Raw genomic sequence first — 17,627 nt, forward strand, 5'->3', positions numbered from 1 at the left:
CGGAATCGGTGGGGACGATCAGTCAGTCGGACAGGCGGAGTGTCGAATCATCTGCCTGCGAACAGCATTCTCCATTCCGATCGGCAGCGACCACCGCGAAGGATCGCCCGCCCGCAGCGACCGGCCTGCCGTGCCCATTATAGGTCGCTTGCCAGAATCCTTTCCAAACAGGAAACCAACTCCCCCGATTGGTCGTGGGAATACGGGATTTCGGCCGATTCCTTCGTCGCCAGCGTCTTGACTTGCACGTTCCCGGCGGCCCATTCGTTTCCGCCGGCGATGACGGCGATTCGAAACCCGTGCGCGTCGGCGTATTTCAGTTGGACACCCAGTTTTTTGGCATCGGTGTAGACCTCGTTGGCGATTCCCGACGCCCGCAATCGGGCCGAAAGCCGCAAGTAGTCGTCGCGGTGCTGCGGATCAAAGTAAGCGATGAACACGGGCGCGGGCGTGGCCGCGTCGGGCAACAATTCCAACTGTTCCATCGCCGCCAGCAAGCGATCCAATCCCAGCGAGGCGCCAATGCCGGGAAGATGCTGCTTGGTGTACAAGCCGGCCAGATTGTCGTAGCGGCCCCCGCTGCAAACGCTGCCGATCGACGGCAAATCGTTCAGCGTGGTTTCAAAGATCATCCCGGTGTAGTAGTCGAGCCCACGGGCGATCGACACATCCACCTTGATCCGATGCGGCGGAACTTCGGCGGCCAGCGCACCGCGGTACACGTCGCTCAAGCGGTTGATCGCCCCGATCGCCTCCTCGCCACCACCGGTGATCCCGGGCAGCGCGTCCAGGACCGATTCGGCATCACCGCTCAGCTCCGCCAAACGCAACACGTTGTCGGCTTGGCCTGGCGTGATGTCCGCCGTTTCGCACATTTCGGACGCGACGCGTTCGCGTCCGATCTTGGCCAGCTTGTCCAATGATCGGAGCACGGCGACCGACTTGTCGGCCAAGTCCAAGTGCCGTAGCAGCTCCGTCAGAACCGCACGGTTGTTGATGCTGATCTGAAACGCATCGAATCCGATCGACTCCAACAGCCGGTTGATGACCGCCACCACCTCGATGTCGGCCATCACGCTTTCGGTGCCGATCGTATCGAAGTCGCACTGAACGAACTCACGATAGCGCCCCGCCTGCGGCCGCTCGCCGCGCCACACCGGTGCGATGTGGTACCGCTTGAACGGCGTCCCCAATTCGCTGATGTGCTGAGCGGCAAAACGAGCCAGCGGCACCGTCAAATCAAATCGCATTCCAACCGATCGACCGCCGTTGTCTTCAAAACGATAGATCTGCCGGTCGGTCTCGTCGCTTCCCTTTCCCGTCAGGATCTCGAGGTACTCCAGCGTCGGCGTGTCGATGGGCGCGAACCCGAAGGACCGAAAGACCCCGCGCGCCGTTTCCATCAAACGCTCCCGGGGAATCATCACCGAGGGCAGGTAATCGCGAAATCCGCTTAGCGTCCGTGGTTTGATCAAGCTCATAAAATTGGTGGTTCGGTGGATCGAAAGTCGTCGCGCCGCTACAGCACGGGAAGCCCGCCGGGACGCGGGCCTCGCAACGCGTCCCGGGCCGACACGTCTGCCGCAGGAAACTGGGGCCCGTACAACGCGTCGGCGTACTCGTCGATCTGTTCGGGAGTCTCGAAATACTGCTCGTAGCACCAGTCGTCGTCGAACTCACATTCGTCGGTCGTGTAATCCCGACAGATCTGTGGCCGGCTGTGATAAATCCCGCACCGATGGTCCTCGCGGAGATGCTTGCAGGTGGTGTGGACCAGCAGGTACCAGCTTTGATCCTCCACGAACACGGTGGCGGCATCGTGCAACAGGTACCAGCGGATGTAGTCAAAGTCCTTGCGGGACCCGGGCGCATCGATCGGCAACGCGAAGTAGTGACAGCACTTCGCGGTGCAATGATCGCACAAATTTTCGCCTTTTGGCACTTGATCGCGTTTTAAACGAATCGGTAGCGTTGGAGCATTCACGGGAACATCGCCGATGGACTGCGGAAAGAATGCGGGGCGGTCGAAGTGGATATCACCTGGAGCAGTTTAATGGAAGTCGTCATCACCGCCCTCGGGCCGGACAATGTCGGATTAGCCGATCCGATCATTCACTACGTCACCGGCCAGGGCGCCCGGATCGCTGAAATCCAGATGTACGACCACGACGAAGAACAGTTGTTCGCCATGCTGTGTCGGATTTCGATCGACACGGGCCATTTTGAACGCCTGCAGTCGGCGATGCAGCAGATCGGCGATCACACGGGACTGGCGATCCGGGTTTGGAGCGGTGATCGGCGGCAGGTGCCCAAGTTGGCCGTTTGCTGCACGTTCGTCGAACACACCCCACGGGCGGTCCTGAAAGCGGCCCACGAAGGGTTTCTGGCGGCCGACGCGGCGGTTGTCCTGTCCAACCGTCGCAAGCTGGCCCCCCTGGCCGACCAATTTGACGTGCCGTTTCACTGCATCGGGGACGAAACGGGCGCCGTCGATGATGCAGAAATGGTGCGACTGCTGGATCACTACGACGTCGACTATGTGGTCCTGGCACGCTACATGCGCGTGCTGCCGGCCAGCACCTGCTGGCAGTTCGCCGGCGGCAGGATCATCAACCTGCACCACGGGCTGCTACCGGGTTTTCCCGGGTTCCGCCCGTACCACGACGCCTTTGCCGCCCGGATGCTGACCTACGGTGCCACCTGCCATTTCATCATCCCGGAACTGGACGCCGGCAATCAAACGATCAACCAACAAACCTTTTGCGTCGACCCCGGAACCCCGCTAAAGCAGATCATCGCCCGGGGCGAACGCGACAACGAACCGGGATGCCTGGTCGAAGGGGTCCGCCGCGTTGTCGATCGCGAAGTTCAACTGCACTTCCACCGCGTCATCGCCCGGCCCCGGCCAACCGTTTCCGCCGGCTGATTCAACAAGACGACTCAATCCAGGCGACGCTGCAACAGGGCGCCAACCAGTGCCGGGCGCGGAGCCCGTTGTTGCAACGCCGGCCGGGCCGAACGGGGCTGCAAAGCAGGTCGTGGTCCAAACGATTCCGGCAGAAAGGTCGGTGTGGCGCCGCGGGGACCGATCGAATCGGCGCCGTAGTGCGGAACCACCGGCACGTAAGTCGGAACGGGCACCGGAACCGGCTGGTAACCTCCGCCCCCATGCACGGGAGACTCATGTCCGTGCAACAAGTCTTGAAAACAACGCATCTCCGTTTCCAGGTGTCCGAAGGTGCGGGCCACTCGCGACCAGCACTCGACCAAGTCGCGATCCGGCGGATACAGCCCCTGTTCGAACAGCGTCGACTGGACGCGATAGTGCAACCGCTGGGTGATCACGTAACTTTCGAACAATCGGTCCAGACGGCGCAGATTTCGGGTCGCACTTCGCAGGCGGCTGGTGCTGTCTTCCAAGTCGTCGACCAGACGCTCGTCCGTGCGTTCGATGTACCGCGCCCGCAACACGTGTCGCTCGAAGTCGCGTACGGTCTCGCGATAGCAGTCGGCGGCACGTTCCAGCGGCGATTCGTGCCGCGCCGCGGCGGGCTCGGCCAAGACAGCGGCTGAAAGGATGACGCCGAGTGACAGCAGCATCAGATTCCAAGGACGATTCATTTCGGGGGCTCCAGTTGGCGGATCGAAGGCGAGGGTTTCGTCGCGGGCGCCGCTGTCGGGGGCGCGGCCCATCCCGCAAGCTGCGACCGTAGCCGGTGGTTGCATCTGTCGTGCCATCGCCCGCTGAATGATTTCCTAAACCATTCCCCAAAAAGTGGTTACGTTGATTTCCTGGCGCCCGCGGGGGGTTCGAGCCCGACAGATTGACGACACTTCAAGGCTTCCCAATTTCACATTGCGTCACCGCTTTGAGGTCAAACCAGGATCGCCCGCGAACTCTCTTGCCAGAAGCCGACCCGGGCGACTATATCGGGGGTTGGAAGTGTCCGGAGGGCCCGGACGCGGCATCCATCCAGCGAAAGGAATCGCCGTGGAAATCCGACTCGATGAATTAGCCCGTCTGCTCGGCGGGACGCTCAAGGGCGATCCGACGTTGATCTGCCGCGGAGCCAATCCGCCCGGACAGGCGGCTGCGGACGAGGTGACGATGATCCTGGAGCCTCAGCGACGCGAGGAGATGGAGGGCACCGAAGCCCTGGCGGTGATCGTGACCGGGGAAATCGAATCCCTGGATCGGGCGCAGATTCTGGTCGAAGATCCGCATCAGGCCCTGGCCACCGCCGTGAAGCATTTCCGCCCTCCCATCGAACTGACGCTGCCGCCGACAGGCATCGCGCCGGGGGCCGACGTCGCTGCCTCGGCCCGGATTCATCCGTCGGCGACCATCGGCAAAGGAGTCAAGATTGGGCACCGCAGCCTGATCATGCCTGGCGTTGTGATCATGCCCGGTTGCGTCATCGGCGACGACTGCGTGTTGCATGCCGGCGTGACACTTTACGAATACACCCAACTTGCCGACCGCGTGGTGGTGCATGCGGGCACCGTCATCGGAGCGAACGGCTTTGGCTACCGACAGGAGCAGGGTCGCCACGTTCCCAAGGCCCAATTGGGCTACGTGCGGATCGAATCGGACGTGGAGATCGGTGCCTGCGTCACGATCGATCGCGGCTCCTACGGACCGACCCAAATCGGTGAAGGGACCAAGATCGACAACCAGGTGATGATCGCACACAACTGCCAAATCGGACGCCACAACCTGATTTGCAGCCAAGTGGGAATTGCAGGATCCTGCCGCACGGGCGACTACGTCGTGCTGGCCGGCCAGGTCGGACTGAAAGATCACATCACGTTGGGCGACCACGCAATCGTCGGTGCTCAAGCGGGCGTGATGGATGATTGCGACGGCGACCAGGTGTATTTGGGATCGCCCGCGATGCCGCAACGGGACCAAATGCAAATCTTTGCCCTGCAACGCAAACTCCCCGAGATGCGACGTGAACTCAAGACGCTTCGCAAGCAATTGGCCGTTCTCGAGCAACGCCTGAACAGCGATCCGGCGGAAACCGTCGACGGAGCAAACGGTCAACCGGACGCTGACACCGACACCTCCAAGCAACGGGCGGCTTGATGCGACGGGGTGGTTACGGGCGACAGTTGATCCGGGACTGGTTGGCCGGAGTGACCGGCCGGCACGGCAATCACGACAGTCGGCCGATCGGCTTGATCGCCGGTTGGGGCAGTTTCCCGGTCGAAGTGGCGGAACACATCGTTGCCAGCGGACGCCACGTTTGCTGCATCGCAATCACCGACCACGCCAGTCGGGATCTGGAGTCGATCTGTGATCACGTCAAATGGTCGGGTGTTGGAAAGATCGGTGCCCACCTGCGGTACTTTCGCAGCCGCGGCGTGCGTCAGGTCACCATGGCCGGCAAGCTGTTCAAAGCCGACCTGTTGTTTCAAGGCAGCGTGTGGATCAAACACTGCCCCGACCTGACGGCGATTCGAACGTTCGGTCCCTGCCTGTTGGGCCGGAATCCCGATTCACGCGACGACCAATTGCTGCTGGCCGTCACCCGCACGTACGCCAATCGCTCCTTGACCATTTGCCCCGCTACCGATTTTGCCCCGGAGTTGCTCGTGAACCAGGGATGTTTGACCGGCAAACCGCTCAGTGCCAAACAGACGCGGGATGCCCAAGTCGGCTGGCAAGTTGCCAAACAAATGGGCGGAATGGATATCGGTCAGTCGATCACGATCAAAGACGGCACCGTGTTGGCCGTCGAAGCGGTCGAAGGGACCGATCAATGCATCGCCCGGACCGGCCGGCTGTGCCCGCGCGGCGGCTGGACGTTGGTCAAGGTCGCCAAGCCCAACCAGGACATGCGATTCGACGTTCCCACGATCGGCCCCCAGACAATTTCTCGGGTGGCAGAAAACGGTGGCACCGCAATCGTCGTCGAAGCGGAGATGACGATCCTGGTGGAACGTGACGAGACGCTTCGTTTGGCGCGGCAGCACGGGATCACGATCGTCGCGATCCGCGAGGGCGAATCGGAATCGCTGGCTGCCTGAAAAGGGCTGCTTGAAATTGGTTGACTGAGACGGAGCCGCCCAATGTTCGCTGGGGCGTGGTCTCTACAGTTGCGGTCCTTTGGACTTCAACGAGTGGAAACTGGCCAGCTTCAGCGAATCGATTTCCTGCTTGTTGCTGGTCCACAACAACCGCCCGGGTCCGGTGGGCACGTCGAACCCGTTGTTGATGTACTGGTCCCCGTTGGAGTCGTACAGCTGTTGTACCGACCCGTCGGCCATCAAGCAGTTGGCCACACCGGCGTGCAAGGGCATGATCCCGCGGTAATCCTGGCGGGTATAAAAATTCCACTGCTTCAGCCAGCCCGTGACGCCCGTTCGCGGCGTGCCCGCGGGGAAGTCCGGTGTTTGCAGGTAGTAAGGGCTCGGTGAGTCCGGATTGCCGTCACCGGTCGTGTCGATGTTGATCACGTTTCCGATCGGACCGCCAACGATCGGGGTCGCGTACAGGGTGCCCGCGGGAAACGGCCCGACACTCGCACTCAGGTAGCCGCTGGGAGTCGCATCGCACAGCATCGGCACGGTACTGGCGGGCGTCTTCGCGCCGTCCAGGAATTGCATTTTCAACGGCCCGATGGTCAGATTCGTGCCCCGCCGATCCGTGCTGGTGCAGGCGCCGGTCACCGCCGCCGGATTACCGTTGTCATTCAGATTGAATTCCGTCCGCAGCAGAAACCACGAAGCCGCGTAGTTGGTGTTGTAGCCATTGCCCAAGACCTTTTTCGCGACCAGTTCGGCCCGGGCGGCGGACTTGGCGGTCGCTCCGGAAGCAACGATTTTCCGCGCGACGTTCATCACCTGGGTGCCGGTTTCATCGGTATACGGCGCGGTTCCCAAGCGATCGACGCAAGCGGTCGTGGTGAAATCGGTCAGCGGTGCACTGACCAGCTCTTCGATCGCCTTGCTGGTCATGGCGCTGTTGCTTGGACAACGCATTTCACTCATCACGGCGCCCTGACGGACCAGGTCGGCCACCCAGCCCACTTCGGTCGGCACTCCGTCGCGTTTGAAATCGAAGCTGCCGCTGCACAACGACGTGTCGGGCACCTGCGTGCTGCGGGCGATCAACATCGTTCCGAAGTTGCGTAAATTGGCTTGGCAGGCGGCCGAACGGGCTGCCTCGCGGGCCTTGCCCATCGCGGGCAACAGCATCGACGCGAGCAATCCGATGATCGCAACCACGACCAACAGTTCGATCAGCGTGAAGCCAACTCGCGACGGGGAAGGTCGCAACGATGCGGATTTCATGGATCCAACCTGGAAACCGAATTTAGAAAGCGAATGACCGGTGTCTTATATCGGAAACGGTCGTTGTTGGACTGCTGATCGACAATGGCAAAGCGGGTTTCTCACACCTTCTTAATTGCTCCTTCACAATCAAAAATGGGTTCGCGCACCATCCGCATTCCAAGCGGGAATTGCCGCCTTTGTGGCGCCGCCTGGCCAACCCGATTTGGGCGACACGGCGGCGACGGAAGATTCAGCAGACTGCTAGACTGTGTGGCCACACCGATCTGCTCACCCCCGCCATCCCGACTCCCTCCGATCCCGCGGTTCTGCCCCCTCTGAACATGAATGGACCGACTTCCGAATTGATTCAACACCAGTGGCAACTCGATCACGAAGCGGTGCGGCGCATTCAGCTGGATCGGCTCAATCAATTGTTGGCCGTGGCCGGGGAGAATGCCTTCTATCAACCGCGACTGGCAAACGTGCGGTTGCCCCTGGAATCCCTGGACCAACTTTCGGAAATCCCGTTGCTCCGCAAATCCGATCTGGTTCCGGACCAGCCCGGCTTGCCGGGACGGGTGTTCGCGCTGCCGCGTTCGTCCTATGTGCGCTATCACCAGACCAGCGGGACCAGTGGGCATCCGATGCCGGTCTATGACACTCCCGACGATTGGCAGTGGTGGCTGGATTGTTGGGAGCACGTCCTGCACGCGGCCGAAGTGACACCCGAGGACGTGGTCATGATGGCGTTCTCGTTTGGACCGTTCATCGGCTTTTGGACTGCCAACGACGCGGCGGTGCGTCGCGGGGCGATGGTGATTCCTGGCGGAGGCCTGTCCAGCGAGGCCCGGTTGCAGATGATCGCCGACCAGCATTGCACCGCCCTGTGTTGCACGCCCACCTACGCCCTGCACCTGATCGCGGTGGCAAGCGAACTCGGGCTGGATTTACGCGCGACCGCCGTCACCCGGTTGATCGTGGCGGGTGAGCCCGGCGGCAGCGTGCCCGAAATTCGTCAGCGGATCGAAGACGGTTGGGACGCCCGGGTGATCGACCACAGCGGCGCTAGCGAACTGGGGGCCTGGGGATTCGGCAGCGCGGATCGTCGGGGCTTGCACGTGATTGAAACCGAATTCATCGCCGAACGGTTGCGGTTTGACGACGACACACCGAACGGGGTTCCGGCCGCCGACGGCGAGGAAGCCGAATTGGTTTTGACCGGTCTGGGCCGATTCGGAGGCCCGGCGATCCGCTACCGCACCGGCGACATCGTCCGGGGTTTCCGCGAACACCGGCATGCGTGTCGATTCCTCTATCTCGATGGCGGCGTTCTCGGACGCAGCGACGACATGATGGTCGTCCGCGGCGTGAACGTGTTTCCCAGCAGCGTCGAATCGATCGTCCGCAGCGTCGACCCCACCGCCGAGTTTCGCATGATTGTCACCAAGCGGGGTGCGATGGACGCGTTGGCCATCGAAGCGGAACTGTCGCCGGCGGGCTGTGAAACGTTGCGTGACCGATTCCAACAACGCTTGGCGTTGCGGGTCAACGTGCAACCGGTCGCTCAGGGAACGCTGCCACGATTTGAAGGCAAGGCGCGCCGCCTGGATGACCGCCGCGGGGCTTCGTCGGATCGCGACGAACCGGCAGCAAAACCGGAATCGAGCCGGCCGGAATGATCCACGTCGCGCTGCAACGGCCCGATCTTCGCCTCGCAGCGCATCGGCGATCCCCAACCTCAGGTCAGCGCAACAACGATCGGATGTACTCGGGGAAGTCGCGCATGTCGGTGGGCACCCCGCCGGTCGTGGCGGGTCCGATGACCAACGGACCGTCGATCGGATCGGGATGCAGACCGTGGCTTCCACGAACCAGCGCGGGATCCAACGGAACCACGTCCATCTTGTAGCGGAAGCCCAGCTTCTTTTGCGCCAAGCGGAACATTGCCCGTCCGCGGCTGGTCAGAAACAACTCGCAGGGGTCGTATCCCGGCTTGCGATGGATGTCGACGGTGCGGGCAAAATCGGGTGCGTCGGCGGGATCGTTCCAGTAGTAGTACGTGAACCAGCAATCCGGGTCGGCCAGCGCGATCAGATCACCGGCCCGGGGATGATCCAGTTCCAAATCCTCCGGCTCGAAAACGCCCCCGACACCCGGCGTGGATTCCAGGATGCTGCGCACCGATCCTTTCAAATTGGGATCGGAAAGATGGAGGTGCGCCAACTGGTGATCGGACACCGCGAACGCGCGACATTCGCCTGGCATCAGGATTTCGCCGAACGGACCTTTGCGAACGGAAAGCAAACCGTTGTCTCGCAGAACGCGATTGGGATGGACGTGACGGTTGACCGGAACCAGGCCGTACTCAGACACGATCACCGTCTGCGCATCAATCTGGTCAGCCGCGTTCAGAATGGTTTGCACGCACTGGTCGACTTCCGCGACGCGGGCCGGATCATGACTGGGAAAACGTTGAAAGTCATAGTCCAGGTGCGGCAGGTAGGCGAGGGTGACCTGGGGCCGTTTCTCGCGCAGCACGACGGCGGTCGCTTCGGAGATCCATTGGCTGCAATCCAGCCCGGCGCGCGGTCCCCAGAACGTGAAAAAGGGAAACGGCCCCAGACGCTTCGTCAGGTCGCAGCCGGTGTGGTCCAGCACGTCAAAGACCTTGCTGCCGTCACAGCCGTAATGCGGCTTTGGGGTGCAACTGTAGCGTGCCGATGACGACTGGTTGAACCACCAGAACATCTTGGCGGTCTCGTAATCATCGTAGAACGTCTTGCCGTTGATCAGCGAGCGGGCCTGTTGCCAGAAACGGATTTCCTGGGTTTCGCGGTAGTACCAGCCGTTGCCAACAATGCCGTGGTCGCGCGGCGCCAAACCCGTCAACATCGTTGCCTGGGAGGTGCACGTGACCGCGGGCAACGGGCTGGTCCAAGGCTGAAACGTATCATTGCCGCTTTCAGCCGATTCCGGCGACGGGTTGCCGGCCAATGACCGAATGGCCGGGGCATGTGCCAACAGCCGCGGGGTCAGGCCCACGACGTTGATGATGCAAACCCGTTTCATTGCGGCTCGTCTTCATCCGGGACCGGAGGCAACGTCAACACGCGGTACAAGCAGAAGCTCAGCAGCGAGATGACCGAGCCGACCGACGCGATCATGACGATCCATCCAGCAGGTTCCATGACGGGGTTCCCGAAAAGTGATGACGAAGAAGTGAAACTAGGAAACTTCCGGTCCCACATCGCCGGGTTCATCGAACCGGCCCTGTCGGATCCAGCGGGTTCCCGCGACGTGAACGAGGACGGTCAGGAACACGATCGTTCCGCCGATGAACAGCAGCGACATGTAGGTGACCGGATCGTTGGCAATCTTGGACAGGTAACCGGGCGTCACCTCACCGGTCTCCGGATCGGTTTGGTCCAGCACGTTGTCCATGACAAAGAAGATAAAGATGACCCCCAGGTACAGCGGCACCAGGAACTTCAGCATGTACTGGACGAACGTAGGAATGCCCAGGTGCGAACCGTCGGCCGAGTACTTCGCCCCGCGTTCAATCCCGAACACCCAGCCGTACATCACGGCCTGGATCATGGCCAACACGAAGATCAGAAAGGTCCCGACCCAGAAGTCAAACGTGTCGAGCGCTTTCAATTCGGCGGAAAAATACATCACGAATCCGCTGCCGGCCAACGCGATGATTCCCAACACCGAGACCGATGCGCTGCGTTGCAACCCGAATCCTTCTTCGAAGAACGCGATCACCGGCTGCAACATGGAAAGGCTGCTGGTGATCGCCGCCAGAAACAACATGAAGAACCACAGGAAGCCGAAGAATTGCCCCGCCGGCATTTGGGCGAACACGTTGGGCAAAGCGTTGAAGCCCAAGCCGAACGTTCCCTGCGAACCGACGGCCGTCCCCAAAAAGATGAAGGCGGCGGGCAGCGTGATCAGCCCGCCCAGACAGACTTCGAAGAATTCGTTCATGCTGCAAGCGGTCAGCCCGCTGAGCACGACATCGTCCTTCTTCTTTAAGTAACTGGAGTAATTGATGATCACGCCGAAGCCAACTGAGAGCGAAAAGAAGATCTGCCCCGAGGCGGCCAGCCAGGTTTCCGCGTTCGCCAGGGCGGCAAAGTCTGGATTCCACATGAACCCCAATCCGGCCTCGACCTTCTCCCAGGGCAGCGTCAACACCCGCACCAGCACGCACAGGGCACAGACCACCATCAGCGGAATGGCGAACTTACAAAACACCTCGATCCCTCGGGCCACCCCGCGATAGATCAGTACGAAGTTGACGGCGAAGGTGAACAGGACGAAGTACATCAGCGACGTGCCGCCGCTAAATGCCGCCCCATCTTGATCGATGCCGACGAAATTGCCGAAGAACGACGTGTACGCATCGGGGTCACTTCCCTGCATCAGGGCCCCGGTCGCGTAGGAGCACGCGTAGGCCAGACACCAGGCTTCGATCACCACGTAATACATGTAGATGACCAGCGGGATCAAAAGTGCCGGGACCGCCAGGTAGCGGGCCTTGGGCGTTCGGCAGACCACGCTGAAGATCCCGGGCGCTGAATTGAACCCGCGCATGCCGCCGAACCGTCCCATCGTCCATTCCGCCCAACAAAGCGGAATCCCCAGAACCAATAGCGAGATGAAGTAGGGCAACAAGAACGCCCCCCCGCCGTTCTGCGCCGCTTGTCCGGGAAACCGCAGGAAGTTGCCCAGCCCCACGGCGGATCCCGCCACCGCCAGGATCACCCCGATTCGCGTCCCCCACTGCTCACCGCCGGACGATGCCGGATCGGACGCCGGCTGAGATGTCGACTGGGGTGCCGATGGCGATTCGGGGGGTCGATAAGGCTCGCCGGCAGCGTCGCCAACCGGGCGGTCGTCAGATGAATTTTCCACGTCTTCCGGACTCTGGATCGAGGACTGGGACAGGGGATCGGTCAGTCGATCGGCCGCCGGTCGGCGACGCCGTTGCGACTGATCCGATGGCTCCGTTCAAATCCGCCTGAAGTTGCGAGCGATTCCGCGAACACGGTGCCCCGGATCGGCGTCCGCAACCGGTTCGCACCCGGCTCCGAACGACGTTGCATCCGTCCGCACCGCGTCGGCCGGCACCCTGTCGGTCGACCCCATCGGGTCAACCCCATCGTGGTCAACCCGTGCCCCTCCGCGGGGCAGCACCAGGCACCACGACCGGCAAGAACCTGCAGACAAAATCGGACTCGCGGCCGATAGCCTAGTGTGTTCCGCTTGGCAGAAACAGACGAACAGCCGGTTCAGGACACCAACCGATGCTCGCCGGGCAACTTCTGCCCCCGGCCGGGGAACCTCGACCAGGCAGACTTCCGCCAGGCCGATACCCGGCCGATCGCACCCACCGCCGCCACGGGCCGCTTCCAAATCTGCCCCCGGGCGATCGATCGGGGACCGTCCGGGGACCGATCGTGCCAAGCGGTGGAATCGGCCTGGCGTGACAAGAATTCGCCCGATGTGGCGAAAAAATCGCCAGTTTCTGTTCGGTCGATCGCCAGGGAAACGACGTATAAGTACGAGTGCCTTGTCGGCGCACGCGGATCGGCCGGTGGGCAAATCGCTCGAAATCGGAGAAAACAGCCCGCAGGCGATGGCGAACCTGCCGGCGACCGGGTGCGAACCGTGGCACCGCTGGCAAACGCCGCTCCGAAAACACATTCAGACTCCCGAACGAATCGAGAACACCGAACGAAAGAGAAGAGTGGTCAGGGCCGGGCTCGAACCGGCGACACCGGCCTTTTCAGGGCCGTGCTCTACCAACTGAGCTACCTGACCAGGTGGTAGATAGACGATCGCACGTGAGAATCAGTCTCGACGTGCCGCGTCATTCTGGGGCGATATTGTGATCACCCACTTCCGTTGATGGAAGGTTCATTCGAACTTTTGGGATCCTAGGGTATGATGCCGCTCCTCGTCAATCGGTTCGCCATCGCAGCCTCCGGCACCAGATCCACGATGAAACAAAACACGCCTTTTCAATTCGTCCCGGGCCAAGAAACGCAGCGTCCGAGAACCCCGCGCCGAAGCACTCCGTGCTGGCCCGGCACCGCAAGCGGACGTCCGTCCGGCGTGGCGGTGGGTCGCCGGCAACCGCGTTCGCGTGGTTTGTCGTGCTGGATGGTCGTGGCGGCCTGTTTGTTGACCGCCGGCCGGCTGGACGCCTACACCCCGGACGACCCGGTGGTGATCCAAATGGTCGATCGCGGATTGCGATTCTTGGAACAGCAGAAAATCCAAAACCCCGGCGAAACGGTGCTGTGCGCCTACGCCCACTTCAAAGTCGAGCACGACGAATCCAACGAGGTCGTCAAACGGGGGATCGCCGAGGCCAAAATGTTCGCCGCGACGGTCGAATCCAACCCCACCCACAAGGTGAATTACGAGGCGGCCGTTTCGGTCTTGCTGCTGTGCGAGATCAGCCCGGATCGATTTCGTTCCGAATTGGCAACTTTCCAGCGCTACTTCGAGGGTCACCAAATGCCCCACGGTGGCTGGGGCTACCATGGGGAACAGGAGGGCGATGTTTCGCAAACCCAGTACGCGATCTTGGCCACCTGGACGCTGGACCGGGCCGGCTTCAAGCTGCAGTACAACAACATTGTCCGAACAATCGAATGGTTGTTAATGGTTCAGGACAAGGACGGCCCCTGGCCGTACAAGGGTGAAATCCCGACTCGCGGTGCGCTAATCGACCAACAGCGAACCGATCATTCGATGGCTCTGGCCGGGGGCAGCAGCGTGCTGATTGCCGGCGATGCGTTGGGAGCCTGGGGCAACACCACCCTGGACGTGGACCCCGGCATCGTCGGGTTGCCCAAAGCGGTCAAACTTTACAAGGAAGACCCCAACGCCAGCCAACGGAAGCAGGTCAAGGTGCCCAAGGACCGCATGCTCAAGGCGGTCAAGTACATGGACCAGTGGCGAGCCAATACGCCACTGAAGTATGGCGGCAGCCTAGAGTTTTGGTTCTATCTGATTTACACCCTGGAGCGTTACGAAAGCTTTTTGGAGATCGCCGAGGGAAGCGCGGTCAACGCCAGTCCGGCCTGGTACAACGACACGGTCAGCGAGTTGAAGAAGTTGCAGGACAACGACGGCGGCTGGTCGGCCAACTCCTACACCTCACCCGCGGTAAGCACCGCCTTTGCCGTCCTGTTCTTGATCCGAAGCACGCAGAAGGCTCTGGGAACCGGCGCCAGTGCCACGACGATCGGCGGTCAGGGTTTCGGCGCTGACGTTTCAAAAAGTCAGCTCGTCGGCGGCAAAGCGACCACCCAGGCGCCGGCCAAGGCCGTCACCGACATGTTGGCGTTGCTCGAAAGCGACGACGCGGACAAGCTGGACGGCAAAGCGTTGGCCGAGAACGCGACGCTGCCAACCGATCCGGTCGCCCGTTCGGCGCAGCTGGATCGCCTGGAACGACTGGTTCGCGGCAGCAAGTCCTGGCAGGCCCGACGGGTGTCGGCAAAACTGCTCGGCATGAGCGATGACCTCCGCGTGGTGCCCGCCTTGATCTTCGCCCTCAGTGACCCCGACGACAGCGTTCGTCAGTACGCCCGCGACGGACTGCGTTTCATCAGCCGCAAGTTTGAGGGCTTCGGGATGCCCGACGAACCGGACAACACCGAACTGCGCAAGGCGCAACGCGAATGGCGACAGTGGTACAAGACGATGCGGCCCGGCTACGTGTTCCTGGACGGAGATTCCTGATCGATGGCGACCGAAATTGAACAAGAGACTCGGGCCGAACAGCGCGACAGCGTTCAGCAGGAGCGTGATCAGGTGCGCGAGAAGCTGCGCGTCAGCCGGTTCGATGCGGTCACGTCGCTGTTCTTGGCGTTGATCCTGTTCCTGGGCGCGTTCGTGTTCATGATGTTCGTCGTCTGGCTGCTCAGCGGCGAACCGAAACCGCAACCGCTCAAACCGATCATTGAGAATCCCGCCGGCCGCGGCGAAAACCCCGAAGGCTTCGAACGCGACTTTGAACCGCCGGGTGCGGAGGAAGTCGAGGAGTTGATGGAACCGACGTTGGCCGACACCATCGAGGCGGTCACCGATGCGGTCAGCACCGTCGCGGCGTCTCTGACGGCCACCGACAGCAACGCCACCGCGTCCACCTCCGGGACCGGCAAGGGCGACAGCCGACCGCCGGGCCCCGAAGGCGAGGGCGACGACATCATCGGTCGCTGGGAACGGTGGGAGCTGACGTTCAACGCCAAGGGCAAGAAGGATTACGCCCAACAGCTGGACTTTTACAACATCGAACTGGCCGCCTTCGGCGGTGGCAAGAACGTGATCGAAACGGCGTCGAACTTGGCCACCAGCCCGACCAAAAACGTCAACAACACACCCGAAACCGAAAAGCGTCTGTACTTTTCCTGGAAACTCTCCAACCCGCTGCTGCAGTTCGATCGCCAGCTGCTGGCGGCGGCGGGAATCGAGTATTCGGGCCGCAACGTGATCCGGTTCATTCCCCCGGACCTGGAAAACCGGTTGGCGGCGATGGAAAAGGAATACGCCGAAGCCAACGGAAAGAAGTTTCCTCATGACATCGCCAAAACCGTCTTCGAAAGTAAATCAGGCGGCAGCGGCTATGAGTTTTCGATCGTCAGCCAGCGTTACCGCAAGGGACGCTGATCCCCGCGGATGCCCCCCGCCCTCCTCACACAGCAACCCCTTCTGGAAGGACACGAATGTCAATGATTCTTGCGTACTCGCTTTTCAACATGATCGCCGATGCGACCTACCTGGCCCTGGCCGCGGTCGCGCTGTGGGGGTTGTATTGCATCGTCGTGGTTTGGAACCGCGTGGGCCAAAAGCGGTTCAAAACGGAAGAAGAGCAGGACCAGTTCATGGACGACGTGGAACAGATGCTCGCCGCCGGCGATTTCGAGGGCACGCTGGACTACTGTGAAGGCGACCCGCGCGCGGTGCCCCAAATGATCGAATTGGCCGTCAGCAATCGCCAACTGGGTTACCAGCGGGCCCGAAAGATGATGATGGACCGGTTCCAGCGCGACGTGCTCAGCGACCTGGAATACCGGCTCAGCTGGGTCAGCACGGTGATCAAGAGCGCGCCGATGATCGGACTGTTCGGAACGGTTTTCGGGATGATGGGGGCCTTCCAAACGCTGGCCACCGCGGAGTCGGTCGAACCGAGCAAGTTGGCCGGTGACATCCGCGTCGCCCTGGTCACGACCGCCAGCGGGCTGGCCATCGCCATCCCGCTGATGATCCTGGTCGCGAACGTCAACATTCGGATCGCCAAGATGGAAGATTTGGTCGGGTCCGGCCTGGCCCGTTTCTTTGACGCGTTCAAAGCCGGTCTGAGCCGTGCCGGAGGCCGGTAAACGCCATGAGCGATGTGATTTTAGACGACGTCGACGAAGCCGAGGACGACTTTGAGTTGCCGCGGAAGAAGCGCGATGATGACGAGATGGACATCACGCCGATGATCGACATCACGTTTCTGTTGCTGATCTTTTTCGTCGTCTGTTCGAAGATGGATCCGACGCAAATGGGTGAAATCCCCGAGGCCACCAACGGCATCGCCATCAGCGCCAAGGAATCCGCCGTCGTGTTCATCGAGCCAGCCGGCGGTGACAAAGTCACGCTCAAACGCATCGACGGCACCGAATTCAGCAGCGATGAAGAAACACAGACTTCCGAGCTGATCGAATACATCGCCGAAGAACTTAAAAGCACGTTGGGGCAGGAAAAAAACCACGTGATGATCATGGGAGATGCGGACGTCCGGGTGGCCGAGGTGACCCGAGTGCAGAAAATCATCGGGGACGCGTTTGAAGACATCGATTCGACCTACATCGCCGTCAAAGAACAGTGAAGCGTTTAGAAACGTCGCCGTCGGAGATGACGCCCCTGGTCGATGTCACGTTGTTGATCCTGATTTTTTTCATGATCACCGCGTCCTTTGCCCCCGGCAAAGGGCTGGAGTTCCCTGCCCGGGAAAACGATTCGACCGGTCGCGCCGTACAGAACGATGCTTCCCGGGTGGCCAGATTGACGGTCGATCCGGACGGCACGTTCTTTTTGGCCGCTGTCGACTGGCAACGAGCGCTGAGCGGAAAGCAGGACCTGATCAAGCATTTGAAGCACTTGAAATCCGAATACCGCGAACAAATTGAATTGCAGATCGCCGTTGATCCCCGGGCCCGTTTGCAGCGGCTGGTCGACGCCGTCGATGCCGCCGCCCTGGCCGGCTTCGAACGAACCGAGCTGTCGACCTTGACCCCTGAATTGATCTGACCGTTCCCGAGCCACCCCTTTTCATC

16 protein-coding genes and 1 tRNA gene are annotated in these 17,627 nt (G+C 61.4%); 9 read left to right on the forward strand and 8 right to left on the reverse strand.

The genetic code is table 11. From position 1 onward, the window contains the following. Positions 1–137: 137 nt before the first annotated feature. Together hisS and FYK55_RS19030 are read right to left on the reverse strand one after the other, a co-directional pair. Positions 138–1,475 carry a histidine--tRNA ligase gene (hisS, locus tag FYK55_RS19025; RefSeq protein ID WP_150078174.1) on the reverse strand — a complete coding sequence of 446 codons (1,338 nt, stop codon included), beginning with the start codon at positions 1,473–1,475 and terminating at the stop codon, positions 138–140. Positions 1,476–1,519: 44 nt separating this feature from the next. After that, positions 1,520–1,984, reverse strand: a complete 465-nt coding sequence (locus FYK55_RS19030; RefSeq protein WP_235908809.1) for a YkgJ family cysteine cluster protein — start codon at positions 1,982–1,984, stop codon at positions 1,520–1,522. 69 nt (positions 1,985–2,053) lie between these two features. Between FYK55_RS19030 and FYK55_RS19035 the strand changes: the two genes are divergently transcribed. Then, on the forward strand, positions 2,054–2,926 hold the full coding sequence (locus FYK55_RS19035; RefSeq protein ID WP_150078033.1) for a formyltetrahydrofolate deformylase: 873 nt from the start codon (positions 2,054–2,056) through the stop codon (positions 2,924–2,926). A gap of 14 nt (positions 2,927–2,940) precedes the next feature. Here the strand turns inward: FYK55_RS19035 and FYK55_RS19040 are convergent, their stop codons facing one another. Then, a complete protein-coding gene (locus tag FYK55_RS19040) occupies positions 2,941–3,621 on the reverse strand; it encodes a hypothetical protein (RefSeq protein WP_150078034.1) in 681 nt (226 codons plus the stop codon). Positions 3,622–3,991: 370 nt separating this feature from the next. Here FYK55_RS19040 and lpxD point away from each other — a divergent pair, with 370 nt between their 5' ends. Both lpxD and FYK55_RS19050 read left to right on the forward strand, forming a co-directional pair. Then, positions 3,992–5,089: a UDP-3-O-(3-hydroxymyristoyl)glucosamine N-acyltransferase gene (gene lpxD / locus FYK55_RS19045; protein WP_235908810.1), complete on the forward strand. Its 1,098-nt coding sequence runs from the start codon at positions 3,992–3,994 to the stop codon at positions 5,087–5,089. Continuing rightward, positions 5,089–6,033: an LpxI family protein gene (locus tag FYK55_RS19050; RefSeq protein WP_150078036.1), complete on the forward strand. Its 945-nt coding sequence runs from the start codon at positions 5,089–5,091 to the stop codon at positions 6,031–6,033. The genes lpxD and FYK55_RS19050 overlap by 1 nt, the downstream gene beginning before the upstream one ends. A gap of 63 nt (positions 6,034–6,096) precedes the next feature. Here the strand turns inward: FYK55_RS19050 and FYK55_RS19055 are convergent, their stop codons facing one another. Beyond that, the gene (locus FYK55_RS19055; RefSeq protein ID WP_150078037.1) at positions 6,097–7,299 is read right to left on the reverse strand and encodes a DUF1559 family PulG-like putative transporter; all 1,203 of its coding nucleotides are present in this window, start codon (positions 7,297–7,299) and stop codon (positions 6,097–6,099) included. A gap of 323 nt (positions 7,300–7,622) precedes the next feature. Here FYK55_RS19055 and FYK55_RS19060 point away from each other — a divergent pair, with 323 nt between their 5' ends. After that, positions 7,623–8,960, forward strand: a complete 1,338-nt coding sequence (locus tag FYK55_RS19060) for a phenylacetate--CoA ligase family protein (protein ID WP_150078038.1) — start codon at positions 7,623–7,625, stop codon at positions 8,958–8,960. 64 nt (positions 8,961–9,024) lie between these two features. Here the strand turns inward: FYK55_RS19060 and FYK55_RS19065 are convergent, their stop codons facing one another. The 4 genes from FYK55_RS19065 to FYK55_RS19075 form a co-directional block, all read right to left on the reverse strand. Continuing rightward, positions 9,025–10,350 (reverse strand): alkaline phosphatase family protein, encoded by a 1,326-nt coding sequence (locus FYK55_RS19065; protein ID WP_150078039.1) that lies wholly within the window; start codon positions 10,348–10,350, stop codon positions 9,025–9,027. Continuing rightward, on the reverse strand, positions 10,347–10,469 hold the full coding sequence (locus tag FYK55_RS29990; protein WP_261344958.1) for a hypothetical protein: 123 nt from the start codon (positions 10,467–10,469) through the stop codon (positions 10,347–10,349). Before FYK55_RS29990 ends, FYK55_RS19065 begins: the two co-directional genes overlap by 4 nt. A 37-nt stretch (positions 10,470–10,506) precedes the next feature. Then, positions 10,507–12,201: a sodium-dependent transporter gene (locus FYK55_RS19070; RefSeq protein ID WP_150078040.1), complete on the reverse strand. Its 1,695-nt coding sequence runs from the start codon at positions 12,199–12,201 to the stop codon at positions 10,507–10,509. Between the two features lie 836 nt (positions 12,202–13,037). After that, positions 13,038–13,110, reverse strand: a tRNA-Phe gene (locus FYK55_RS19075). 348 nt (positions 13,111–13,458) lie between these two features. Here FYK55_RS19075 and FYK55_RS19080 point away from each other — a divergent pair. From FYK55_RS19080 to FYK55_RS19100, 5 genes are all read left to right on the forward strand, one after another. Next, the gene (locus tag FYK55_RS19080; RefSeq protein WP_161604626.1) at positions 13,459–15,045 is read left to right on the forward strand and encodes a prenyltransferase/squalene oxidase repeat-containing protein; all 1,587 of its coding nucleotides are present in this window, start codon (positions 13,459–13,461) and stop codon (positions 15,043–15,045) included. Between the two features lie 3 nt (positions 15,046–15,048). Beyond that, positions 15,049–15,972, forward strand: a complete 924-nt coding sequence (locus FYK55_RS19085) for a hypothetical protein (protein WP_150078042.1) — start codon at positions 15,049–15,051, stop codon at positions 15,970–15,972. A gap of 62 nt (positions 15,973–16,034) precedes the next feature. Beyond that, the gene (locus FYK55_RS19090) at positions 16,035–16,685 is read left to right on the forward strand and encodes a MotA/TolQ/ExbB proton channel family protein (RefSeq protein WP_150078175.1); all 651 of its coding nucleotides are present in this window, start codon (positions 16,035–16,037) and stop codon (positions 16,683–16,685) included. A gap of 5 nt (positions 16,686–16,690) precedes the next feature. After that, entirely contained in the window at positions 16,691–17,179 is a 489-nt protein-coding gene (locus tag FYK55_RS19095) for an ExbD/TolR family protein (protein ID WP_150078043.1), read from the forward strand. Beyond that, on the forward strand, positions 17,176–17,601 hold the full coding sequence (locus tag FYK55_RS19100; RefSeq protein WP_150078044.1) for an ExbD/TolR family protein: 426 nt from the start codon (positions 17,176–17,178) through the stop codon (positions 17,599–17,601). Before FYK55_RS19095 ends, FYK55_RS19100 begins: the two co-directional genes overlap by 4 nt. Positions 17,602–17,627 lie beyond the last annotated feature (26 nt).

The sequence above is a fragment of the Roseiconus nitratireducens genome (assembly GCF_008629675.1).
Classification (GTDB): Bacteria; Planctomycetota; Planctomycetia; order Pirellulales; family Pirellulaceae; genus Stieleria; species Stieleria nitratireducens.